23 protein-coding genes and 1 riboswitch are annotated in these 25678 nt (G+C 27.7%); of the genes, 20 read left to right on the plus strand and 3 right to left on the minus strand.

What is annotated here, in order from left to right; all coding sequences use genetic code 11:
• The 14 genes from L3B96_RS13520 to L3B96_RS13585 all read left to right on the plus strand — a co-directional run bounded on the left by L3B96_RS13520 (position 1) and on the right by L3B96_RS13585 (position 17257).
• Complete coding sequence (locus L3B96_RS13520) at positions 1–2418, plus strand: type I polyketide synthase (protein ID WP_238861406.1); 2418 nt, start codon at positions 1–3, stop codon at positions 2416–2418.
• 11 nt (positions 2419–2429) lie between these two features.
• Entirely contained in the window at positions 2430–6653 is a 4224-nt protein-coding gene (locus tag L3B96_RS13525; RefSeq protein ID WP_238861408.1) for a thioester reductase domain-containing protein, read from the plus strand.
• A gap of 17 nt (positions 6654–6670) precedes the next feature.
• Entirely contained in the window at positions 6671–7462 is a 792-nt protein-coding gene (locus tag L3B96_RS13530) for a class I SAM-dependent methyltransferase (protein ID WP_238861410.1), read from the plus strand.
• Positions 7463–7481: 19 nt separating this feature from the next.
• A complete protein-coding gene (locus tag L3B96_RS13535) occupies positions 7482–8630 on the plus strand; it encodes an MFS transporter (protein WP_238861412.1) in 1149 nt (382 codons plus the stop codon).
• A 127-nt stretch (positions 8631–8757) separates the two neighbouring features.
• Entirely contained in the window at positions 8758–9696 is a 939-nt protein-coding gene (locus L3B96_RS13540) for an ABC transporter ATP-binding protein (RefSeq protein WP_238861414.1), read from the plus strand.
• A gap of 9 nt (positions 9697–9705) precedes the next feature.
• Positions 9706–10446 carry an ABC transporter permease gene (locus L3B96_RS13545; protein WP_238861416.1) on the plus strand — a complete coding sequence of 247 codons (741 nt, stop codon included), beginning with the start codon at positions 9706–9708 and terminating at the stop codon, positions 10444–10446.
• Between the two features lie 10 nt (positions 10447–10456).
• The gene (locus L3B96_RS13550) at positions 10457–11428 is read left to right on the plus strand and encodes an ABC transporter permease (RefSeq protein ID WP_238861417.1); all 972 of its coding nucleotides are present in this window, start codon (positions 10457–10459) and stop codon (positions 11426–11428) included.
• A gap of 41 nt (positions 11429–11469) precedes the next feature.
• Positions 11470–12177: a thioesterase domain-containing protein gene (locus tag L3B96_RS13555; protein WP_238861418.1), complete on the plus strand. Its 708-nt coding sequence runs from the start codon at positions 11470–11472 to the stop codon at positions 12175–12177.
• 3 nt (positions 12178–12180) lie between these two features.
• Positions 12181–12888 carry a 4'-phosphopantetheinyl transferase superfamily protein gene (locus L3B96_RS13560; protein WP_238861419.1) on the plus strand — a complete coding sequence of 236 codons (708 nt, stop codon included), beginning with the start codon at positions 12181–12183 and terminating at the stop codon, positions 12886–12888.
• Positions 12889–13112: 224 nt separating this feature from the next.
• A complete protein-coding gene (locus L3B96_RS13565) occupies positions 13113–14819 on the plus strand; it encodes a fatty acyl-AMP ligase (RefSeq protein WP_238861420.1) in 1707 nt (568 codons plus the stop codon).
• 212 nt (positions 14820–15031) lie between these two features.
• On the plus strand, positions 15032–15250 hold the full coding sequence (locus L3B96_RS13570; protein ID WP_238861421.1) for a hypothetical protein: 219 nt from the start codon (positions 15032–15034) through the stop codon (positions 15248–15250).
• 71 nt (positions 15251–15321) lie between these two features.
• Positions 15322–15594, plus strand: a complete 273-nt coding sequence (locus L3B96_RS13575) for a hypothetical protein (protein ID WP_238861422.1) — start codon at positions 15322–15324, stop codon at positions 15592–15594.
• 60 nt (positions 15595–15654) lie between these two features.
• Positions 15655–15909, plus strand: coding sequence for a transposase (locus L3B96_RS13580; RefSeq protein WP_238861423.1), 255 nt, complete (start codon positions 15655–15657; stop codon positions 15907–15909).
• Positions 15910–16510: 601 nt separating this feature from the next.
• A complete protein-coding gene (locus L3B96_RS13585) occupies positions 16511–17257 on the plus strand; it encodes an acyl-ACP thioesterase domain-containing protein (protein ID WP_238861424.1) in 747 nt (248 codons plus the stop codon).
• Between the two features lie 483 nt (positions 17258–17740).
• Here the strand turns inward: L3B96_RS13585 and L3B96_RS13590 are convergent, their stop codons facing one another.
• Entirely contained in the window at positions 17741–18073 is a 333-nt protein-coding gene (locus tag L3B96_RS13590) for a transposase (RefSeq protein ID WP_238861436.1), read from the minus strand.
• Positions 18074–18139: 66 nt separating this feature from the next.
• Positions 18140–18589 (minus strand): transposase, encoded by a 450-nt coding sequence (locus tag L3B96_RS13595; protein ID WP_238861426.1) that lies wholly within the window; start codon positions 18587–18589, stop codon positions 18140–18142.
• Positions 18590–19205: 616 nt separating this feature from the next.
• Between L3B96_RS13595 and L3B96_RS13600 the strand changes: the two genes are divergently transcribed.
• The 6 genes from L3B96_RS13600 to L3B96_RS13625 all read left to right on the plus strand — a co-directional run bounded on the left by L3B96_RS13600 (position 19206) and on the right by L3B96_RS13625 (position 24728).
• A complete protein-coding gene (locus tag L3B96_RS13600; protein ID WP_238861428.1) occupies positions 19206–19883 on the plus strand; it encodes a response regulator transcription factor in 678 nt (225 codons plus the stop codon).
• Positions 19880–20953 carry a HAMP domain-containing sensor histidine kinase gene (locus tag L3B96_RS13605; protein ID WP_238861429.1) on the plus strand — a complete coding sequence of 358 codons (1074 nt, stop codon included), beginning with the start codon at positions 19880–19882 and terminating at the stop codon, positions 20951–20953. The genes L3B96_RS13600 and L3B96_RS13605 overlap by 4 nt, the downstream gene beginning before the upstream one ends.
• A gap of 215 nt (positions 20954–21168) precedes the next feature.
• Positions 21169–21519, plus strand: coding sequence for an antibiotic biosynthesis monooxygenase (locus L3B96_RS13610; RefSeq protein WP_238861431.1), 351 nt, complete (start codon positions 21169–21171; stop codon positions 21517–21519).
• 194 nt (positions 21520–21713) lie between these two features.
• Positions 21714–23072 carry an MATE family efflux transporter gene (locus L3B96_RS13615; protein WP_238861432.1) on the plus strand — a complete coding sequence of 453 codons (1359 nt, stop codon included), beginning with the start codon at positions 21714–21716 and terminating at the stop codon, positions 23070–23072.
• A 598-nt stretch (positions 23073–23670) separates the two neighbouring features.
• Positions 23671–23756, plus strand: a riboswitch (cyclic di-GMP riboswitch).
• Between the two features lie 35 nt (positions 23757–23791).
• Complete coding sequence (locus L3B96_RS13620) at positions 23792–24157, plus strand: response regulator (protein WP_011967886.1); 366 nt, start codon at positions 23792–23794, stop codon at positions 24155–24157.
• Between the two features lie 313 nt (positions 24158–24470).
• Complete coding sequence (locus L3B96_RS13625) at positions 24471–24728, plus strand: hypothetical protein (protein ID WP_011967887.1); 258 nt, start codon at positions 24471–24473, stop codon at positions 24726–24728.
• Positions 24729–25104: 376 nt separating this feature from the next.
• Here L3B96_RS13625 and L3B96_RS13630 read toward each other — a convergent pair whose 3' ends face one another.
• Complete coding sequence (locus L3B96_RS13630) at positions 25105–25512, minus strand: DUF3284 domain-containing protein (RefSeq protein ID WP_011967888.1); 408 nt, start codon at positions 25510–25512, stop codon at positions 25105–25107.
• Between the last annotated feature and the right edge of the window lie 166 nt (positions 25513–25678).

Raw genomic sequence — 25678 nt, forward strand, 5'->3', positions numbered from 1 at the left:
ATGGAAAATGCTATTGCAGTAATAGGAATTGATTGTAAATTTCCAGGTGCTAAAAATAAAGATGAATATTGGGAACTGTTAAAAAATGGCGTTGAGGCAGTAAAGAGTATTGAAAAAGAATCTAGCGAAGAAAATTCAAAAAATAGTAATCATATAAAAATGGGAGCTAAAGTAGATGATATTGATAAATTTGATGCAGCGTTCTTTAATATAAATCCAATTGAAGCAAGGTTCATGGATCCACAACATAGATTATTTTTACAATCTGCTTGGAAGGCAATAGAGGACGCAGGATATAATGTTGAAAAAATAAATTGTAATGTAGGTGTGTTTGCAGGTGTAGGTATAAGTACATATCTAATCTACAACATACTGCCAATGGCAATACAAAAGAACAATTTAGAAAAGTATAAAGTAGCTATTCTTCATGGAAATAGTAGTGATTATTTAGCAACAAGAGTATCCTATAAACTAAATTTTAAGGGCCCATCTATGGCTATTCAAACAGCATGCTCCTCCTCCTTAACAGCAATTAGCTTAGCATGTAGAAGCTTACTAACTTACGAATGTGATATGGCATTAAGTGGAGGAGTATCAATAAATGTATGTCAAGATGAAGGATATTTATATAACCCTGGTGAGATATTATCATCAAATGGTCATTGTAGACCATTTGATGAAGATGCAGATGGAACTGTATTTGGAGGAGGGGTAGGAACCTTAATATTAAAAAGGTATGAAGATGCAATAGAAGATGGAGATTACATTTATGCAATAATACGTGGAACAGCCATAAATAATGATGGAAATGATAAGGTCTCTTACATGGCACCGAGTATAAATGGTCAAGCTAATGTAATAAAAGATGCTATAGATTTTGCTGATATATCTCCTAAAACTATAAGTTATATTGAAGCTCATGGAACAGGAACCAAGATAGGAGATCCAATAGAAGTAAATGCATTAAAAGAAATAATGCCATATGAAGGAAAAAAATATTGCAGTATAGGGTCAGTAAAAGGAAATATAGGACATTCTATAGCAGCATCAGGTATTGCAGGATTAATAAAAGTAATTTTAAGTTTGGAAAAAGGATATTTATGTCCATCTATAAATTGTGAAAATGTAAATAAGGAGCTAGGACTAGAAAATAGCGTATTTGAAATAAATAGGGAATTCAAAAAATGGGAAAAAATCGATGGAGTAAGAAGAGCTGGTGTAAGTTCGTTTGGAATGGGTGGATCAAATGTTCATGTGATTTTAGAAGGATATGATTTTGAAACTCCTAAAAGAAAAAATAGTGATCAATTAAAAATTTTAAAGTTATCAGCTAAGACTTATGATTCATTATTATCAATTAAGAAAAAGCTAGGACTTTACTTAACAAATAACAATGTAAATGATGATGATTTACTATTCATATATAACTTAAATAGAAAAGATTTTAAATGTAGAGAGAGTTTTATTTATAGAAGTCAGTCAGAATTAATTGAAAAATTAAACGCAAGTGAATTGAATCAATCTTTATATGAAAAAAGAGATTTAGTAATGTCATTTGAAAATTTTGATTTAAGTAAAATAGGTATATTTAAAGATATGTATGAAAACATTGAAATTTTCAAAAATACAATAAATATATGTGCAGAAGTATTAAATCGCAAAAGTATTAATATTATTCATATTTTAAGTAATGAGAGCGTGGATGAAATTAATGATACTGATAAATTCCCAATAAGAATTGCATTAGAATTTTGTTTCGCAAAAACTATGAAAGAGCTCGGAAGTGAATTTAAATTAAAAATAGGAAATAAATTATATGAGGACTTAGAAAAAGCAATTAATAATGATGACATAAGCTTTGAAGATTTATTGATGACGTATGCAGACGAACAACAAGAAGAAAGTTTAGAATATAAAGCCTTAAAGAGAGAAGAGATAGGTTATATAAAGGTCAACAGTGAAGAGAATCAATTTATTATAAATTCATATTCAAGACTTCTAACTTTGATATCAAATTTATGGATGAGTGGATATGACATTAGATTTGAAAAATTATATGACTATAAAAATGCTTTAAAAAAGCCATTTCCATCATATGAGTTTGATGGGGAGAGCTATTGGATAGAAAGTAAATATGATAATTATGAAGAGTCAGCTAAAGAAATTGAAATAAATGAAGATGATATTAAAAATAGAGATATCTCTAAAATTGTTAAACAATGTTGGAGCAAATTTCTTGGAATAAAAGAGATTGAAGAAGATGAAAATTTCTTTGAACTAGGAGGACATTCCTTATTGGCAATACAAATAATAACAGAAATAGAGGAATTATTTAAAATATCAATACCATTAGAAGATGTTTTGATAGAACCAACAATTGGAAATGTGTCAAATATAATAAGAAAAATTAAAAATTGAGAGGTTTAGGCATGAATAAGAACATTATAAATGCAGTAGAATTATATCCTGTTACTCACCAACAAGAAAAATTATTGATAATTAACGAACTGTATCCTAATGATACTACTTATAATATAACTCAAGCTATACGCATAAAAGGAAAACTTGAAGCTAATAGGTTAAAAAAGGCATTTGAATATTTATTTGACAATGAGCCAGTATTTAAGATCAATTTTAAAAAAATGCAAGGAAAGTATGTACAAGTATATGATCAAAGCAAATATATAAGTTTAAATTTAATTGATTTAAGCAAAGAAGACAATGTTGATGAAGAGTTGAAAAAAGAAATAAATCACAATAAAGTAATACCATTTGATTTGAAAAAGGATGATCTTGTTAGAGCTTTCTTATATAAATTAACTGAAGATCAACATATGCTGTTGATTATTATTCACCATACAATATGTGATGGATGGTCATTACAATTAATAAATAAGAAAATTATGGATTATTATTATAATGGCATGGCAGAGAGTACAAATTTAGAGTATTCATATATGACATACGCTATGCAGCAAGAAGAAAATAAAAGATCTAGTGCTTATCAAGAAAAAACTTTATTCTGGAAAAATAAATTAGAAGGTGCAGATAAAAAACTTAGTTTACCTTTTGATTTTAGTGAAAAAGTAGAACAAAGCAATGATGGAAAAATGTATAAATGTAGAATTTCGAAATATGATACAAAAAAAATTTTGGAATTTTGCAAAGAAAATAAAATAACAGCCTTTAATTTTTTCTTTGGCTCTTTTGCAAAGTTAATGCATATATATACAAATCAAAAGAAGTTTGTAATAGGTACTCCAGTAGCAAATCGATTAAAGAGAGAAACTCAAAATTTAGTTGGATATTTTGTGAATTCTGTACCTGTGGACTTTAACTTTGAAAAAGAATATGTGGTAAAAGAATATTTTAATAGTATAAGAGATGAATTTATTAAAATACTTACCAAAACAGATATACCAATAGAGCAAGATTTTAATGTATTTTTCGCCTATCAAAGCATACCTAAGTTAGATATAAAAAATGTAAATTTGAAGTTTGATTATGAAAAAATAGATGTTGATAAAACAAAATTTGATCTAGCACTATCAGTAAGTGAAAGAGATGAAGAATTGTTATTAGAATGGGAATATTCAAGTGAATTGTTCAAATTAGAAACAATTGAAAATATGAATAAACATTTAAAGGTTCTTATGAATGAAATTATAAATAAAGCTGATAGTAATATTTCGTATCTAAATATTCTTACTCAAGATGAGATAAATGAGCAATTAAATAAATTTAATGATACAAAGAAAAAATATAGACGTAATGTAACGTTAAAAAGTTTGTTTGAAGAGGCTAGTGATAAATTTAAAGATGAAAAAGCACTGATATTTAGAAATGAAACTATTACATACCATAAATTAAATATCAAGGCAAATGGATTAGCAACAACTTTAATAGAAAGTGGAATTAGGCAAGGAGATATTGTTGGTGTATTTTTTGAAAGATCTATTGAAATGATGATTGGAATATATGCAATTATAAAGAGTGGAGCCTCATATATGCCAATAGATATCGAATCACCAAAAGATAGAATAGATTATTTGATAGATGATTCAAAGTGTAAATTAGTCCTAACAACTCATAACCTTAAAGAAAGAATCAATAGCAAGGTTGAGATAATTATTGTTGATAAAGAAAAAATAGATAATAAAGAGGAAGATATAGAGGTATGTGTAGATGAAGAATCTTCTGCCTATGTAATATACACATCTGGTTCAACAGGAAAACCTAAGGGGGTTATCAATTCACATAAGGGGATAGTTAATAGATTATTTTGGATGCAAGATGTTTTTAACATTCAAGTAGGTGATAGGGTATTACAAAAAACACCATATACTTTTGATGTATCCGTTTGGGAATTGTTTTGGCCATTGTTAACAGGAGGAACCATTGTTATTGCAGAGCCAAATGGTCACAAAGATGCAAATTATATGGTGAATATTATAAATGAAGAACAAATTAATATAATACATTTCGTACCATCAATGTTAAAGATATTCTTATTAAATGATCGCTGCAAAATGTGCGCATCACTTAAATATGTAATATGTAGTGGAGAAGCGTTGTCTTATAATACTGTAGAAAAATATTATATGCAGTTAAAAGCTCCATTGTATAACTTGTATGGTCCAACAGAGGCAGCTATTGATGTAAGTTATTGGGAAGCAAAATTAGAAAATGTTAAAAATCAAAAGATTCCGATAGGTAAACCTATTAATAATATTAAATTATATAAGTTAGATGACTATTTAAAACTCACTCCAAAGTGTGTTCTGGGTCAGCTATATATATCTGGAATAGGAGTAGCGCAAGGATATCTAAATAATGAAAAATTGACTAAAGATAAATTTATAAAAAATCCATTTGGAGATGGAGACTATGGTAGGTTATATAAAACAGGTGATTTAGTAAGGTTTGATGATGATGGAAATATTATTTATTTAGATAGAATTGATTTTCAAGTAAAGATTAGAGGGTTGAGAATAGAGTTAGGTGATGTAGAAAGTAAAATAAAGGATATTAATGGAGTAAAAGACACTGTTGTATTAGTATCCGGAAACGAAGAGAATAAGAGATTAGTGGCATATGTAGTTGCAGATAAAAATTTGTCTAAGAAAGTTATATTAGATGAGTTAAGCAATAAAATATTAAACTATATGATTCCAGATAACATAATATTTATAAATAAAATACCTTTGTCAAAGAATGGAAAGGTTGATAGAAAAGCATTAATGGCTATTAAAGATGTTGAAAATATGATGGAGTATGAAGCGCCTAAAACTAATACTGAATTAATCTTAACAAATATCTTTAAAAAGACGCTTGAATGTAATAAAGTTGGTAGAAATGATAATTTCTTTATAATTGGAGGAAATTCTTTATCTGCTGCAAGATTTAATTTTGAGTTAAGAAATGAGTTAAAAATAGATGTACCGTTTAATCTGATTTTTAAATTTCCAATAGTAAAAAATCTTGCTAGGAAAATTGACAAGTTTATTGAAGATAGTGATTTTAAGATTGAAACCAATATAGATATAAATAGGGAAATAGAATGCGATATAAAGATAAATAGCAATCTGAATATTATTAATGTAAGAAAGAAAATCTTTTTAACAGGAGCAACAGGATTTTTAGGTGCGTATCTTATAAAAGAATTCTTAACAGTTAGTGAAACAGAGATATACTGCCTAGTTAGGTGTAAGGATAGCGAAGATGGAATTAGAAGAATAACAGAAAATATGAAAAAGTGGAAGCTATGGAATGAAGAATATAAGTCAAGGATATTTTCAATAGTTGGAGATTTGTCTAAAAAGAATTTAGGTATGAATGATCATGTTATTAAGTTTATTGAAAATAAAATAGATATTATATGTCATAATGGAGCAGCTGTTAACTTTTCAATACCATATGAAAATATTAAGAAGACAAATGTAGATAGTACAAAAGAAATTATAAAATTGCTTGCAAATGGAAAAGAAAAATATTTAGAATATATTTCAACCTTATCTGTATTTACAGAAAAAGATTATGAGAATGATAATGCATTAGAGGATAGGCTTCCTTTAGATATTAACAATTTGTCCATTGGATATACTCAATCAAAATTAGTAAGTGAAGCCTTATGTATGAAATACAGAAAAAAAGGATTAAAGATAAATATTATAAGAATAGGACGTATATCAGGAGATAAGAATACAGGTAAATGTCAGAATACTGACCTAATCTGGAAAATTATTGATTTGTGCAAAGAAATTAAGTATATACCTGATAGCAAAATATTATTTGACTTAATTCCAGTTGATTTTGTAAGTAAGATGATTAGATATATTACTTTTGAAACAGAGGAATTTAAGAACTATCATATAGCAAGTGAATTACCAGTATCTTTAGAGGATATATGGAGAGTCCTAATTGAAAAAGGTCTGGACATAAAAAAAATAGATTTAAAAAGCTGGCAAGATATATGTAAATTTAAAGCAAAGAATGGAGTAAAAATAGCAAATGAAGTTATTCCATTTATAGATGGTATCAAAGACAACAATAAAAATTATAATATTTCATTAAAAAATATTAGACAGATATTAGTTAGTAAGAATCTTGAAATACCGAGTGTAGATAAAGATTTACTATATAAATATATTTAAATTTAGGAGGTTATATCATGGAAAAAGAAAAATTTGAAAGATTTATAGCAAAAATGGAGGTTCAAGCTAACTTAAGCTGGAAGAAGGAAGTAAAAGTTATAAAAGGAGAAATTGAAGAGTTTAATGGACCAATAAGAATATTAGAAATAGGCAGTGGTCCTGGTGTAATTACTGAAAGATTGTTGAAATTATTTCCTAATAGCAAAATAACAGCATTGGAAATAGATGAAAATGCCCATAATTACGCAAAGGAAAAACTATCAGGAAAATACGGTGATAGAGTTGAATTTATTCAAGGAGATATTACTAATATAGAATTAGAAAAAGAAAAATATGATATTGTTTATGCCAGATTAGTATTGCAACATGTTCATGGTGTACAAGCTGCAGTTAAAAATGCATCTAATGCACTAAAAAAAGATGGACACTTTATTATTACAGATATAGATGAAGGATTATTTGGTATAATTGATCCTCCAATGCCTCATTTGCAATATGTATTAAGGCAACATATTCAGGAGCAAATAATAGAGGGCGGAGATAGATTTATAGGCAGAAAGCTTTATAAAATATTAAAAGAAACTCAATTTAGTGAAGTTGAATTAAACCTATTAGCAATTAATAGCGATGATGTTGGAATAGAGTCTTTCGTACCACAGGTAGATTATGAAGAAATGGGTACTATGATTGATAATAATTTAATTTCTCAAGAAGATATAGATAAAGTAAAAGAGGAAACAGAACAATTTAAAAACGGAAAAGACTCATATGCATTACTTGTTATATTTTCAGTAATTGGGAAAAAGTAATTAAAGGAACATTAGTATTATGAGAAATAAGAATATTTTTTTAGTTCAAATACTTACATCATTTGCAATCTGGATTTTCCTAGTCTTTATACTATATAACATAGGATTGTTACAAAACTGCACTCCAGTTCAGCTTGGGATAATATCATTTTGTTTTTCTGGTGCAATGGCATTAGTCAATGGCCTAGGATCAGCATTTATAAAATATAGGTCAGCCAAATCGTGTATACTAATTGGATTATTAATAAGTATATTGATAATAATATCATTTTATAATATTGCAACTCCAATAATTCAATATGTTTTAATATTTTTAATATCATCTTGTTATTCACTGATAAGTATTGGAAAAGATAAAATAGTTGAAAATGGAGAACAGAAATTTGACAAAATAAATGAAAGAATTTTTAGAATAATAAGATTTCTAGGGCCAATTGTTGGAGGTATTTTAGTATACTTTTTTACTTATAAAGAAGTTCTCCTAATTATATCAGTACTGTATATTCTAAGTTTATTATTTATGATTAGCATTAAATTAGAAGGGGAAGTATTTAAAGAAAGATTAGAGAACAAGTTTATAAAGACTAATAAATATGAAAAGAATCCAAGATTGATAAAAAGTTTTTTTGTTTTATCTTTCATTGTAACATTATTTATACAAGTAATTGATGCACAGCTAGTAACACTTTTCAAATATTCTAATTTAATGTTACCAACTTATATTGGAGTATGTATAGGCTGTTCAGGAATAGGTGTTTTTATAATTGCTGAATTTTTTGAAAGTAAACTCGTAAAAGAAAAATTATTGTATATTAGCTGTTTTTGTTTAGGAGTTTTGTTATTTCTAGCTGGAAGTTATATGGAGTATTTTGGAGAAATAAAGATTTTTTTAATAATTCTAATTTTTTCTATAGGTGGATTATGCTGGCAAGTAGTAATGGGGACATTTGAAAATATAATTAAAAGCTACAAAAATAAAGATTTAATGATGAGAATATTTACAATTGTGGGGATTTTAACATTGATATCATATTCAACCGGAGCTCTTATAAGTGGATTTTTGGTTAATATTTTAAGGATATATTTGGTTTATATTATTGCAGGAGTAGTACTTTTAGTATCAGCAGTAGTAATCACATGCTTTAATATGAAATATAAAGAGGATTAAGTAATAAAATTAATTTAATAATCTTTAAAGTTTTATTTATAATAATTAATATTTAAAGATTATTGAATTAAACTTCATAAATGCATGCATTATGCGATTTGATGAATAATTTAATCAGAGGTGATTTATGGAAAATATAATAGAAATAAAAAACTTAGTAAAAAATTATAATGATAAAAAAGCAGTAGATGGAATATCTTTTGATGTAAAAAAAGGAGAGGTTCTAGGATTCTTAGGTCCTAATGGTGCTGGTAAAAGTACCACAATAAATATAATATCAACAGTCTTAAAGCAGACAGCAGGAGAAATTATTTTTGAAGGAAAAAATATACAAGAAAATTTAAAATATTTCAAGAATAGTATAGGGATTGTACCACAGGATTTGGCAATATATGAGGATATTACAGCAATTGATAATCTGAAATTTTTTGCTTCATTATATGGAATTTCTAAAAAGGAAGTAGAGGCTAATTCATTAGAAGCTTTACGATTTGTTGGTTTATTAGATAGAGCCAATGATAAGCCATATACTTTTTCAGGAGGAATGAAAAGAAGATTAAATATTGCTTGTGCCTTGAGTCATAAACCAAAGTTAATAATAATGGATGAGCCGACAGTCGGAATAGACCCTCAATCAAGAAACTATATATTAGATTCTATAAAAGAACTTAAAAAAATGGAAGTTACAGTAATATACACTACTCACTATATGGAGGAAGTTGAGGAAATTGCAGATAGGATAATAATAATAGATAAAGGAAAGATTGTTTCGGATTGTAACATTGAAAATATAAGGAATGTTATTAAAACAAATAAAATAATTAAAGTTATTACAGATGATTTCAATAAAAATATTGAAGAAGAAGTGTTAATGATTAATGGAGTAAAATCAGTTGTCAGTGGGAATGAAGAAATCGAATTTGAAGTTGTAGATAATTTTAATGCTTTAGGAGATATTTTTAAAGTGTTGTTATCAAACGGAATAGTTATTAAAGACATTATCAAGAGAGAAAAAAATTTAGAGAATGTATTTTTAAGTTTAACCGGTAAGTCTTTAAGGGATTAGGAGGGCACAATGATATTTCTTAGATTAATGAGTTTCGATTTTAAAAATAATATAATAAAAAAGCCAGTTATGATTGTCTATATGTTTATTATGCCAATCATACTATTTTATCTACTTCAAGGACTATCAGCAAATGAATTCGGAAAAAATATAACATCCTCAGATTATTACGGTGTAGCAGTGCTTATATTTTTTCAACTAGGTATGGGAACAATGGTGGCTAATGCGCTTATGGAGAACAGTGTAAAGAAGCCTAATATTAGAATTATATATTCATTAGAGAATAAATCATATATATATATTTCAAAAATAATATCAACATTATTATGTAATTTATTTTCAGTAATGTTTTATATGGCTGTTTGTGCTAATATATTCAACGTGAATTTTGGAGAAAATGTTGTGCTAGTGTATATATCGTATATAGTATTAGGATTATTTTCAATGAGTTTAGGAACATTACTTTGTACTATACTAAAAGAAGAAAATTTAACAAATAATATTCTGGGCATTACACAATCGATATTATGTTTACTTGGTGGTGTTTTTTTTCCAGTAGAAGCCATGGGAAGTCTTATAAGCACAGTTTCAAACTTATCTATAGTTAAGTGGATACTTGATGGAATGTATAAGTACATATATGATGGTGTATTTATTAACATAACAATAATATGCGCTATATCTATAGTTATAACTATTGCAATCATGATATTGGTAAAGTATACATTCAAAATAGAAGATTATATATAGGAGAGGAAAAATGGAGAGGATTATCGCATTAATTATAAATAACATGAAAAGAATTAAAAATAACAAAATAAGTCTAATTATTACCTTTCTAATAATACCAATATCTATAGGATTTGCATGTTTTACTGCAAGTAAAGATCTTGTAAGTGGAAAAGTTGCCATAATAGGAAGTGATAAAGAATATATAGATTACTTAGTTTCGCAAAAAATCGATTATGATGAACTAAATGCTCCACCAAGTAATTCGGATATTATAGAAGGTAAATATATAGGAACTATATATTTACCAATAAGTGAAGGTAAATATGTAAATTATAGAGGGCAAGACAATGAAAAAATATTAAAAAAGTTGGTAGATAAGAAAAGCATAGTTAGTTACAGCAATAATGATAAATTAGGACTAATATATGGTTATGTTGTATTATTTGTAATAATACAAGCTGTACTTAATATGAAGTTGTACACACAAAATAGAGAATTAGGTATTCTTAAAAGAATATGTTCAACGGGAACATCTTTTTCAAATTATATTATTTGTGAAGTAATATATAATTTCTTAATGGTCTTTATTCCTACAATTTTTTCAATATATATATTTAAATTTATTTTTAATGTTAAGTTTAATGCTTCATATGTAGAGATCATATTATTAACGGCATTAATCACTATATTAGCTATTTCAATAGCATTGTTTATTTGTACAGTAATACAGGACAGTGACTCAGCTATAATGACTGGAAATATAGTAGCACTATTTACCACAATATTATCTGGAGCCTTTATGCCAATAAATTGTGGTGGGTTAATACAAATGACTAGTAATATAATGCCACAAAAAATATTTTTAGATATTGTTTCGTGTGTAGAAAAAAATGGTAATTTATTATATTATAACTTATTAATAATTTTATTAATAAGTATGGGGTTGGTTATATTTTCAATATTATATAATGTGAAAATCATACGAGAGGGAAGATGCTAGATTTTATAGAGTGATACACAAAAATGGGGGAATGATTAGAAATGGAGAAGATTAAATTATTTTGTTTACCATATGCGGGTGGATCATCCAGCAGTTATTATATGTTTAAGAATTACTTAGATAATAATATAGAAATTTGTCCAATTGAATTAGCTGGAAGAGGAATTAGATTTACTGATAAGTTGAATCAAAATTTTGAAGAAGTTTTATCAGATATATTTGAACATGTAAAATGTAAAATTGATTCTACTCCATATGCTATTTTTGGACATAGTATGGGGTCTTGGTTAGCATATGAATTATATAATAAGATTGATGAAAATAAATTAAAGATTCCAATACATTTGTTTTTATCAGGAAGAGGATCACCACTTGAGAAAAATAATAGAATAATATCTAATAAAAGTGATGAAAAATTAAAAGAATTCTTAAAAGAACTTGGTGGGACAGATACAATATTATTAAATAATGATGATGCTATGAATATGTTCATTAGGATAATAAGATCTGATTTTAAGTTGCTTGAGAATTATAAATATAGAGAATATCCAAGAAAAATAAGAAGTAAAGTATCTATTATAAATGGAAGTAGAGATAATTCAATTACTAAGGAAGGTTTGGAGTTGTGGAAAAGATTGATTGATAATCATATAGAATATAAATTTTATAATGGTAGTCATTTTTACTTTAAGAAAAGAGCTGATTTGTTGTGTGACTATATAAATAAAACATTATTAAAGGAGCATTAGTATATGGTGCAAGTTTATGCTGTATCTATAGATAGCAATAATTTGGAACTATTGCTTAATAGCTATATATATTTATTAAATGAAGAAAAAAGAAATAAAATATATAGATTTATGTATATTGAAGATAAGCAAAGAACAATAGTTGGAGACTTATTAATTAAAGCAATCCTTATGGAAAAATTGAATATAAATTACAATAAAGTGGAGTTTTATTGTAATAAATTTGGTAAATTGTATTTAAAAGGATTTAATAATATTTATTTTAATATATCACATTCTGGGAAATGGATAGTATGTGCAATAGATGATGAAGAAATTGGAATTGATATAGAAGAGGTTAAACCAATAGATATAAACATTGGAGCAGTAGCTTTTTCAGATAATGAATTAGATTTATTATCACGGCAGGAAGAGTATAACAAGTTGAATTTTTTCTATAGATTATGGACTTTAAAAGAAAGCTATGTTAAATCAGTAGGAATGGGACTAAATATGCAATTAAAATCATTCTCTATAGATGTAGATAAAGTATATTCGCATAGCAAAATCCTTGATAGATATTTTAGACAATATGTTATAGAAAAAAATTATATTGTATCAATATGTGGATTAAAAAATAAATTTACAGAAGAAATTAAATTTAAAAATATAGAAGAGTTATATAATAAAGTTATTTCACAATCAGATTATTCAGTACAAGCTAGTATATAAGTATATAAAAGGGGGAATTTTGTTAGTAATCCCAAATGTTAAATGGTGCGGGGTAAATTATAAAAAATATAATTAAAACTTACATATGTTGCATAAGTAAAAGGCATAGTTTTTAATTAATCATTTAATTTTAGATATTTTAAAGTGAATCATGAAAAAATCGAAACAAAGTTTTATCTAAATTATTAAGTGAAAATGTTTAATTTTATGAGGAGAGAATTTATATGAATAAAGATTTTATTAATATAATACAAGATAACAGTTATAGATATTTAGAAAAAAAAGCATTTATAAATATTAAAGATGAAGAAATTATTGAGGAGATAACATATAAGGATTTAATGAAACAGGTAATAAAGTTTGCTTCATATTTACAAGCATATGAATGTAAAAATCAAAGGGGATTAATATTTTTATCACCTAGTATTAATTATATAGTAAGCTTTTTAGGTTTGATATTTGCTCATGCAATTGCTGTTCCAGCATATACAATAAAAAATGATGCTGATTATGATGCGATTAAATCCATTCTTGAAAGTTCAAAATCAGAGTTTATTATTACAAACAACGAATGTATGGGTAAGCTTCAAGAATATTTGGGAGATAAAATTGAAGAAATTTGTTTAATAAATATTGATGAAATACTTGCTAGTGATGAAGAATATGAATGGAATAAGGAAATTTATAGCTTTTCTGATATAGCTTACTTACAATATACATCAGGTTCAACAAGAAATCCAAAAGGAGTAAGAGTTACTTACAAAAATATAATTAGCAATGAAGATATAATGGTAAGGGAATTCAAAGTAGATTCTAATGATGTTTTAGTAAATTGGCTACCTTTCAACTATGATATGGGCTTAATAGGAAATATTCTGCTTTCGTTGTATTCAGGTGCTACATGTGTATTTATGAAACCAGAATTATTTATGCAATATCCAATTAATTGGATAAAAGCTATTTCAAAATATAAAGGAAGTATAGTTTTTGCCCCAAACTTCGCATATGAGTTATGTATAAATAATATAAAAGATGAAGATTTAGCTGGAGTTAATTTATCTTGTTTAAAATATGCAGTTAATGGAGCTGAACCAACAAGGAGTAATACATTAGTAAACTTTCAAAATAAATATGAAAAATATGGTTTAAAAAGGAATGTCATAAATGCTTGCTATGGGCTAGCAGAAGCAACTTTAGCTGTTACAATAACTGAATTTCAAACAGAATATAAATCAAAAACATTAAATCCTAAATTACTTGAAAAAGGAATTGTAAAGGTTGAAGAAGTGGGGATTAATGTTTTATCAAGTGGAAAAGTCTTGGAAGGAATAGAATTAAAAATCGTAAATCCAGAAAACTATACTGTTTTAGAAGAAGGAATGATTGGTGAAATATGGGTTGCTGGTGATTCGATAGCTGATGGATATTTTAATTTGGAAAGTGAAACTAAAAATACTTTTAATGGAGAGATAAAGGATAGAAACAAACAGTATTTGAGAACAGGCGATTTAGGATTTGTAATGGATAATTATTTATATGTAATTGGAAGAGTTAAGGATATGATTGTTATTCGAGGCAGTAATTTTTATCCGCAAGATATTGAATGCACAGTTGAGAATAGTGATAAAGAATTAATGGGAGCTTCTATAGTAGCGTTTTCAACTGAGATAGGCAATGAAGAGAGATTAGTAATATTAGCAGAGATTAACAATGAAAATAATGAAATTGAAAGTGTGAATTACTGGAATAAAATTATATATAAAATATTTGAAAATGTAGTTAAAAATCATAAAATCAAGCCACATACAATAACACTAACTAATAAAAATATAATACCTAAAACAACTAGTGGAAAAATTCAAAGACAACTATGTAAGAAAAATTTTATTAATAATACGTTTAAGAGTTATATCTCTAAAGAGTTTATTTAAAAACTCAAAAAATTATATATGGACAATTAATTAATCAATTTTCATAATTCAAAAATTGTTCCTATAAATTAACTACCTAAGTTTGGCACAAACAAAACTATAGTATTTTCCAAGTTATAGTTTCGAAAAAATAAATAAATAAAGGGGAATACCAAGCCTTAAAGTATAATTTTCTTTACAATCTCAAAATTAAGAAAGGCAGGTGCTATCCCATGAGTAATTTTACCCTTACTAATGATAGCTGTAAAGAAAAAACTACTTCCGCCTGGCTAATTTCAGTAATGCAATTTGGACTAAAAGCTAATATATTCAAACCGTTTGAAAGCTTTAAGCTTAAAATGAAACAAGTGAAATATTATATAACAGCAAAAACTTATTATTACTATGATGTCTATAGTAATTGGCAGCGAAACGGCCAAAGATATCAATAAAAAGCTTGGTGCAGAAAAACTAGCGCTCAATATATTCGATTTAGATACCATTCCCGATCAATCCCAGATTAATGAACTTATTAGGCGATTTTGCTAAGAAGAAAAATCAATGCGGTTATCACGGTTATCAATTAGCTTCTGCATTTACTGGCAAGCATTCAGAGAAAGTTGCAATGCTTTTAGATTCTGGTAATTCTCATTGCACTGATCACTATAATGATTTATTAAAATCTATAATACTAAAATATAAAGACCAACCATCTAAGCGTAATTTAATTTTGAGAATCGATAGTGGATTTGGATCAGTGGATAGCGTTAAAAACTGCTCTCAATTCCTAAGCTAAAATTTGTTACTAAAGGATATTCAACTAAAACAGCTAGCAATCTTGCAAAAGACATAGATTATGCTGAATATATTCAAGCGGACAAAGTTGCTTTGGGGTTATGAACTGCCACAAAACAATAAGGCTAGGTATATTATAATTGAAACGTTGTCATCAAAAGGTAAACTAAAATATTCTTTACTCATAACAAACATAAGTAGCAATGAAATGAGTACAGTAGAATTATTTCACTTTTATAGTGGACGTCAAACTATAGAAGCATTCTTCAAGATGACTAAAAATGTATATCATATAAGAAATCTAAGAACATCATAATTCCATAGCATATACGGGTTTCTATGGCTTGTATTCATAACTCATAATCTAAGCCGGTTCAAATATACATACAGTTCTATACGGCACTGAACTAGAGAATATGGCGTTAGAGGTCTAATAAAAACTGTTGGAAATATAAAAGGTTTTATTAAAAGAACTTCTGATGAAATTACAATAAATACTCTGCCGCTAATAAAGTTAGCAAGATTGATTGCCCATGCACTTTGTAATCCTAGATATGTCCGACTGACTTTTGATATTTCAAGTTAAAACAGTTCCTAATAATACAATATAATCTGAAACTGGAAGAGTTATATTTACTCTTTTTAGTGTGAACATTTTTAAAGTTTGTATACTATTTTATAACATACTTATCCTTAATTGTAAAATTAATACAACGTTATGGATAATGCTAACAGGTAATTATATGCAAAGATAGCTTTTACCTTTGTACGAAATCTAAGTAATTAAATCTGCTTCGCAGACAATGTATTTTGTTACTTTCAAAAGATATTTAGAGAGTTAAGTTTTTCATAATTTTATAAAAAATGAAAAGTGTAAAACAATTAATTATTTTGATTATATATGGAGTGTGAATATAATGACATCAGTAGAAAAAGAATATTATATACATTATTACGAAATTAATTTTCGTAAAGAATTAATGATAACAAGTATTATGAATTTTTTTCAAGATATATTTGTCTATACGATCGAATCTAATGGCAAGGGGATAGATTATCTTAAAACTATTAATTCAACATGGATGGTATATAGATGGGAAATAGATATATATAAATATCCAACTTATAATCAAAAAGTAAAAGTAAAGATGACGCCAACAGGATATAGAAAATCTTACATGAATATAATGTTTGAAATATTTAGTGAGGAGGGGGAAAAAATAGTAGAAGCTCTTTCACTATGGGTTATAATTGATACAAAAAGAAATTTACCATGCAAAAATGTATTAGAAAATGCATATGAAGTTTATGGATTAAGTTCTAATAACACAAATATTATTACTATGAGAAAAATTGGATTGCCCCAAAATATTAATAATGAAGAAGTATTTAAAGTTGGATATGGTGATATAGATACCAACGGACATGTTAATAATGTAAAATACTTAAATTGGTTATTAGAATCACTAGCGGAAGATATAGTGAAAGAATATAAATTGAGTAAAATAGAAATTAGTTATAAAAAGGATGCTAAATATAATGAGATAATAAAATCAAGTGCTGAAACAATTACAGAGAAAACAGCAGTAAGATGCGTGCATAAAATAACTGATGGGCAGAATGGAATATTAGTAATAGCAGAAACTTTTTGGGAAAATATTTAATGGGGGGATGATAAATTAACATTAGATTCCTTTATCGTTATATAAAGAGATTATTAATATAATATAGGGACAGGATCAATTAATTTTTGAAGCGCGCCTATTTTATTATTTGATTGTCATCACAAGGTTAACATTTATATGCAAAAAACCTATAAAATAAAATTTTAGATTTAGAGTACACTATAATTAAAGTACTCTAGAATATGTTTATTTAAACCTAGTTTTTAAACTTATAAACAGGTGCTTTTTATAACCAAAAGTATATGGAAATACTCTTTATTATTATTTATTAGGTTGTTGAATAACTAATTTTTACAAATAGTTATCTGAGAAAACATTCTTAGGAATCAAAGATTCCAAGGATATTTTCTCGATTTTATTTCCTGCTGTTTCTTATTAAATTCATCTATTAAATAAGCTAATAAAACCCATTTTATATGGCGTTCGTATCGGGCAGGCCCATGGAGTCTTGGATTTTCTAAGTTATATAAACCTTTTAATACGGAGAATAATTGCTCTATTTTTATATATGTTGACTCCTATAGGAGATTCGAAAAATAAAGCATTTTCATATCGCTTATCAGTGAATGCCTCAATACTCTTAGCTCCACGCATATTTATATCAGTTAATAAACTAAATTCTAGTTTTGTGGCAATTTCAAACCATTCAACTGAATCGTATGCTGCATCAGCAATTACTAAAAAAGGATTATAGATTTTAGCTTCGTACAGTAAATCTGGAACTTGATTATCATAAACATTAGCTGTTGTTAAATTAAAAACTAAATGTATTATAGTATCAGTTACTGTTACGATGCAGTGTAATTTGTAACCTTTATAATATCCTAGACGTGTACCTTTGCCAGATTTAGCTTCGCTATCTTATTTTGAACTTCTTAAGGCAGTAGCATCAACTGCATACAATCTAGTTTCTGGAGCAATAAGTTCAACAAACATAGCATAAATACCATAATATATATGTTTCTCTAAAGTTTTAGCTCTTAATGAAAGTGTAGAATAATCGGGTATTTCATTAAGATTAATTATAGATTGAAACACATAATCTTTTTTTATTTCATATTCAAGTTCTCTTACGCTGAATATACTATGTTTAACATCATATAACATACATGCGACCATTTGCTCGTCTGAATACTTGCGTGGATGGCCTTTAGGATTTTTTATATTAGAATTTAATTTAATAAATGAAATTTTAATAGCTTCAAAAGTTTTATAATTATCATTTTCGATTTTAATCTTTGGTGATATAACCTTATTTGAGTCATTCTTTATGTGATGTAACAGGTTTTTAGCTAAATTATTATACCACAAAGGAATGGATTATTTATTTTTTACAGATTTTGTTTATTTAATAACCTAATTATATATAAAAATATAATTAGTGAGATAAATAAATAGAGTGAAATATTTTTACGTAAAAGTAATTAGACAAATATTAAGGGAGGAATTAATGAATAAAAAGTTATAGTAAACCAGAAAGCCATACAAAAGTAAAGCCTAAGATAATAGAAAGAAAAGAAATTCTAAGTATTGATATTGCTTAAATTAAGAAATGGTCGGAGGAACTAAAAATTCCACCCATATTCCGACTATAAACAAGATATATTATGTTATTTTAAAATACAATATGTAAAGAAGTGATATTTTGATCTGAGGTTTGATTTATTTTCTATGATAAATAGATATAATAAAATATTTTCAGTTATGATTTAATAAAACTATTCAACACACGCCTCACGTTGAAACTGTAGTGAAGCTAATTAAGCAATAAAGCAATCTTAATGTTTCAGAATCATATATAAAAGCTAATTACCACCCATTGTTTTAGATGGGTGGTAATTTAATATCAAAATAATAAACGAAAAATAGTCCAATTTATATTGTATTTACATTGATATTCTATACTCAAAAGAGGAAGGTGATAGATTTGAATAAGATTTTAGTTATAGATGATGATGATTATATCAGAGAGCTTATTTGTACAGTATTAAAAAATGAAGGATTTTCTGTAGCCGAAGCTGTAAATGGAAGGGATGCATTAGAAAAACTTGGGGAGGAAAAAATTGATCTTTGTGTACTTGATATTATGATGCCTCAAATGGATGGCTATGAATTTTGTAAACAAGCACGCAGATATTATGAGGATATGCCAATTTTAATGCTGACTGCCAAAAGCGAACTTTCTCAAAAAGTAAAGGGATTTGAACTTGGCACAGATGATTACTTAACAAAACCATTTGAGATTGATGAGTTGCTTGTTAGAATAAAAGCTCTTTTGAGGCGTTATAAAGTAGCTGCTTCGCGGATTATTAATATTGGTAATTTAGTGATGGATAAAAGTAGTTATACAGTCATTAGTAATAATGAACAATTCGATATACCTATGAAGGAATTTGAACTCTTATTCATGCTTGGAAGTTATCCGGGTAAAACCCTTTCCCGTGACAGGCTCATAGAAGAGGTTTGGGGTCTTGATTTTGAAGGAAACGAACGAACCCTTGACGTTCATATAAATCGTCTTAGAGAGAGGTTTCAGTCTGATATTTACAAGTTCAAAATTGCTACTATTAGGGGTCTTGGTTACAGAGTGGAGGAAGTGAAGTGAGGGAAGGAAACAGGTATTTTTTTTCACTAATACTGATTTTTATTATAACATTACTTGGTCTTACTAGTGGATATTATATTTGTATATTTATTTTCGGTAAGTCAGAAAGCATTCCTCTAGATATAATATTTATTGTTCAAAGCTTAACTTCTGTTGTGATATATTTTCTAGGTTGGAAAGCATTTATATATATGCACTGGCGCTTCGCTAATAAACATAAAAAATTTGATCTTTCACATTTTCCAATATTAAGCGGAGCTGTTGAAGCCATGAACAAGATAGCTTCTGGTGATTTCAATGTACTTGTTAAAACAAATGAACTCGATCCTTTTAATGAGGTAGCAGACAATGTCAACAGAATGGCAAAAGAGCTAGGGTCTTTGGAGAAACTACGCCAAGATTTTATATCAGATGTGTCACATGAAATACAGTCACCATTAACTTCTATATCAGGGTTTGCTACTCTATTAAAAAAAGGAAGTTTAGATAAGGATCAGATATCACATTATGCCAGCATAATAGAAACTGAAAGTAAACGATTATCTAAATTAAGCGAAAATCTATTAAGATTATCTAATTTGGAATCAGAAGACAATAATTTAAACTTAAAGAAATATGAAATAAACAAGCAAATTGAAAGTGTTTTACTTATGTTAGAACCACAGTGGTCGGCAAAAAATATAACACTTGATATTTCTCTTGAAGAAACTATCATATGTGGGGATGAAGATTTATTAAGTCAGGTATTTATAAATTTGCTTAATAATGCTATTAAGTTCACACCAGAAAACGGAAATATTGGCGTTAACTTATGTAGCGATGAAAATTCAATTGTATGTAAAATCTCCGATACAGGTATAGGCATTTCACCGCAAGACCAACCGCGGATTTTCGAGAGGTTTTATAAAGCAGATAAAGCTCGTAACCGTTCTTTGGGTGGAAACGGACTTGGACTTTCAATAGTAAAAAAGATTATTGACTTACATGGAGGGAAAATATCTCTTACAAGTGAAATTGGAAAAGGTACAGAATTTATTATTTGGCTGCCTAAGGTACATGAAAGAAAATAACAAGTCCTAATATTCAGACAGATTGACTTGTTATTTTTTTGATAATGCCCAAATAGAAGCTAAATATGCTCATTATCACAGTCTGAATTAACAGACTGTGACTTTTTGTTTACATTGAGTTTAAGTTCTATTTAAGTTTAGTTTAAATAGCAGCTATATAGTATTTTTGTAGAAACTAAACAGCATTTGGAAATAATATTATTTGGAGGTATAACATGATTGAAACAAAAGGAAAACATATGATGATTGATCCAAGTCAACCTGGCACCGTGCTAAAGATGCATGCAAAGCCTGGAAAAGGTGATGCTTTATTTGAACTTACCAATAACCTTCATTACAACGGTGATCCAGATGGACCTGTAGATTGGATACTCTGTAGAGCGGATGACGATCCGGATACCTTGTGGGCTTTCGAGTTTTACAAGGACGAGGAATCGTTCAAGCGTCACTTCTCCAACCCGAACATCGAAAAGAGTCATGATGAGGTCATCGACCTTCTGAGCGAGATGCCGATGAGAATCGAAGTTCATTCAGCCTTCTCCGGTTACCAACTCAAGGAGGATTGACATCTTTATAACCACAGTCTGAATTAATAGACTGTGGTTTTTCTTTTGGTTTACATTGCGTTTAAATTCCATTTAAGTGCAGTTTAAATTGCGGGAATATACTATGTTTTGTAGAAGCTAAACGGGCTTTAGAAAGAATATTATTGTTAAGGCAAATTTTATTATTTAATACAATGCGAAAGGAGTTTTTTTATATGGAAAACACAGAAAATATAGATGAAAAATCACTCTACTATCTTGAAAAGGCACCTGTTACAAAAGCAATAATACACATGGCTACTCCTATGATACTAAGTAGTATAGCGTCAGTTGTATATAATATCATCGATGCTTTTTTTGTTGGTAAACTTAATAATACTGCAATGATGGCGGCAGTGATACTGGCACTACCATTTTCATTAGTATTAATGGCAATTGGACAAATGTTTGGAGTAGGTTCTGGAACATATATATCAAGACTTTTAGGTGAAGGCAATACAGACAATACCCGAAAAGTTAGTTCTATTAACTTTTGGTCATCAATGCTTATGGGTATTATTCTTATGATGATATGTCTGCCTTTTTTATCCTCTATTTTGCCGCTTTTAGGAGCAAGTGGCGAAACGTTACAATATACAAGAAATTTTGTTATGGTACTTGTTATTGGAGCTCCAATTATCATTGTTAATATGGCGCTTGACGCAGCTGTACGTGCAGAGGGTGCATCCACTATTTCTATGACTGGTACCATAGCAGGTATTATTATTAATATAATACTTAATCCCTTTTTCATTTTCGTTCTAAATATGAATGTTATGGGATCAGCACTAGCCTCTGTTTGTGGTAATATAGTTTCCGTTTTGTATTTTATATATTATTTGCAAAAGAAGAGTACTGTTCAGAGTTTATCAATCAAGGATTTTAAACCAAGTAAAGAAATTTATGGTGAAATTTTTAAGGTTGGAGTTTCAGCTTTATTAATGAGTGGATTTTTTGTAATCATAAGTCTTCTTTTCAATAATTATTCTATGATTTATGGAGATAGTGTTGTAGCGGGATTTGGAATTGCACAAAGAGTTGTTCAAATTGTAGATTGTATTGGTATGGGCTTTGCGATGGGAGTTGTACCACTAATTGCATTTGCTTACTCTGCAAATAATCAAAAACGTCTCATGGAAATTGTTAAGAAAACTATACTGTATATGCTAAGTTTAACATTAACTTTAGGAGCAGTTCTATTTGCACTCAGGTTACAGATTATTGGCATCTTCAGTATTGACCCAGAGGTTATTGCCATTGGTGAAATAACTCTCATAGCTCAACTTTCCTCAACTATGTTTGCTGCCCTATGTGAATTTTTTACTGGAATCTTCCAAGCTCAAGGTGATGGTGTGAAATCAAATATTATGGCCGCTGTGAGGGGTGTTTTATTTGTCCCTATTCTGATTGTAGGAAACTTAATATTTGCTGTTAATGGCGTTATTTGGGCGATGACAGCTACAGAGGGATTATCATGTCTGATAGGAATAGCGTTATGGCTTATGATTAGTAGGAAAAGCTTACTAGCAATATAAGTTAACCATAACTTTTTAGCTAAACGAAGATAAGTAGAATTGTGGACTTGGATAGTTGTTGTAAGAGTATGCTTTATTAAGTACTAAGAGATTTTTCTAAATATAATTAATTAAAAATCTTCTGACTGTGGATTTATATAGTCAGAAGATTTATTTTTTAACATATTTTTAAGATAAATAGGAATTAATTTATCTTGAAATAAAAGGAGCCCCTAAAGTTAAGGGCCTAGTGAATAGGTTAGAACAAAAAAAGACTATGAATGGAGAGTAACTAAATGAGAAACAAATAACATTCAAGAGGTTTCTTTTAATTATATTAAGGCTGGCTTCAAATAATTCTAAATAGTAATAAATAATTCTTCGCGCTTCAATTAAGGAGTAAAAAATATAGCTTATTGCTGAGCATATTAAGGAAAATAATTATTATGAAAAGTTTAAAACTTAGTGAAATGTAATGATAATGATTGTATAAAAAGTAGATAGATGCTAATTAGGATAATAATCTATGGAAGTTTAATAATACTACATTAACAATAAACGTTAGATAAGCAAAATAAAGTTTTTATTTAAAAGTACGATATATTTAATGTTAAATTTAATATTGAATTGGCAAAGCAGTTGAAAAACTGTGACGCAAAGCTAGAGGGCCTTTTCCTTTTGAAAGGATGGCAGCCAGTTGCAAGTCTTTGCCTATTTGAAATGAATAGGAGGAAAATGAAATGAATGACAAAATTTTAATTTGTGATGATGCTAGATTTATGAGAGTTACTTTAAAGAATTCCCTAGAAAAAGAGGGATATCAAGTAGTTGATGAGGCAGAAAATGGAGAAGTGTTGATTGAAAAATATAAGCAATTAAATCCTGATTTAATACTAATGGATATTACAATGCCTGTAATGGATGGAATTAGTGCACTATCATCAATTATGGAGATTAATCCCAATGCAAAGGTGATTATATGTTCCGCGATGGGACAAGGAGATATCGTTATCAAAGCGATAAAAACTGGAGCCAAAGATTTCATTGTTAAGCCATTTAGAAATGAAAGATTAATACAATCAGTCAGAAGAGTTTTGGAAAACTGATTTCCCAATGTACATATTTAAGGTAAATATCACGCTAACGTATCACATTGTTTATAAATAAGAGTGTGATTTTTTATTATGTAATGCAAAAGATTTGAAAAAACTAGTATAGAGCATACTAGTTTTTTTCGGTTAAATTAGTTTACATGCTGCCTAATATTTTGAGTTTATTGGGACAAATTTATATCGTTTAATACTATTAATTTATTAGTTATTTTATTTTAACAATATATTAAGAAATGATTAATATATTTGACAAAGAACTGACAAGAAAAAATAATAGTATATTCATAAGGAAAGGAGTTTGATATTTATGTTAAGAGAAATTGAAGAATTAAAAATTAAAGATAAAATTACAATAGAAGACAAACAAATGCTTAGAAAAGCACTAGATGGCATAAAGGGATGGAAGTTCAATCCGGTTGCAGTAATTACAAATGGAATTGAAGATTATTATTTTATATGTAGAGTAAAAACAGTAATAAAAGATTTACAAATGAAGATGGCAAAAGTATATATTAAAATACAAGAGGGGAGTAACCCTAGACTGTTAGCAATAGAAGAAATATAATAATTCAAATACATGAATAAATAAAAGCGGAAATAAATTTATATCTATAATGTATAGAAAAGCAATTTCTAAGTAAAAACTGGAGATTAGATTAGTAAATAAAGATATAAAATAGATAGTACAATATCAACAAGTTTTCGAGATAGGCTATGTGATAAAACTAGTCCTATCTTATTTTTATGTGTATTTTAGGCAGACTGATAATTTGTAAATAGATACTGCAGCTTAATAAAGTTTTTTATTCCTAATTCACTTAGTATAAAAGTGGAGAATATATGAATTATAAAAAGCATTGTCATTAAAAGTTAAAGTAGTTTTTATTAGAAACAATTTATTAATGACAATGCTTTCTATATGAAAGATTAAAATATGTTGATTAGGAAGCTAATGATTTTTCTAAGTTCTTTATAAAAGTATTAAATTCATCAGGTTGACGTTTACCTAAAAGTAAAGAAGTTAATGCAGAATTTATTTTTCCAAATATGTTTCTATCACTCTCTATCTCAGTAAAAATGAGTTTAGTCTCATTTTCAGAAATAGGAATAAGTTGATATCTAGTTATAAAGGATTCTCTTCTATTTCTAGCAGTTATTTCGTAGATTTTATCTCTTTCAAATGCAGTTATTTCAACCCTAAATCTTTTATTCTTCTTTTGCTTAGAATAGGTTCCAACAGCTCTTTTTTCTTTAAAGTCAGGAAAGTTTGCCTTTGCAGATTTTACAAAAGTATTAAATATTTTCTTACAAGAGTGATTAATTATAGATTCGGTAGTAAATGTTTTCAAATTGAATACCCCCTATGCAACTAAATTATAATACCAATTATATACTATAAAATTCAATTTTCAAGTTAACATTAGATCAAAATTATATAGTTAAGTGATATTATAGTAAAATTATAATAACTTCTATATCATTAATTCTAAATATACATTTTGTTAATTACTTACT

Source organism: Clostridium sp. YIM B02569 (genome assembly GCF_022320765.1).
In the GTDB taxonomy this organism is placed as follows: domain Bacteria; phylum Bacillota; class Clostridia; order Clostridiales; family Clostridiaceae; genus Clostridium; species Clostridium beijerinckii.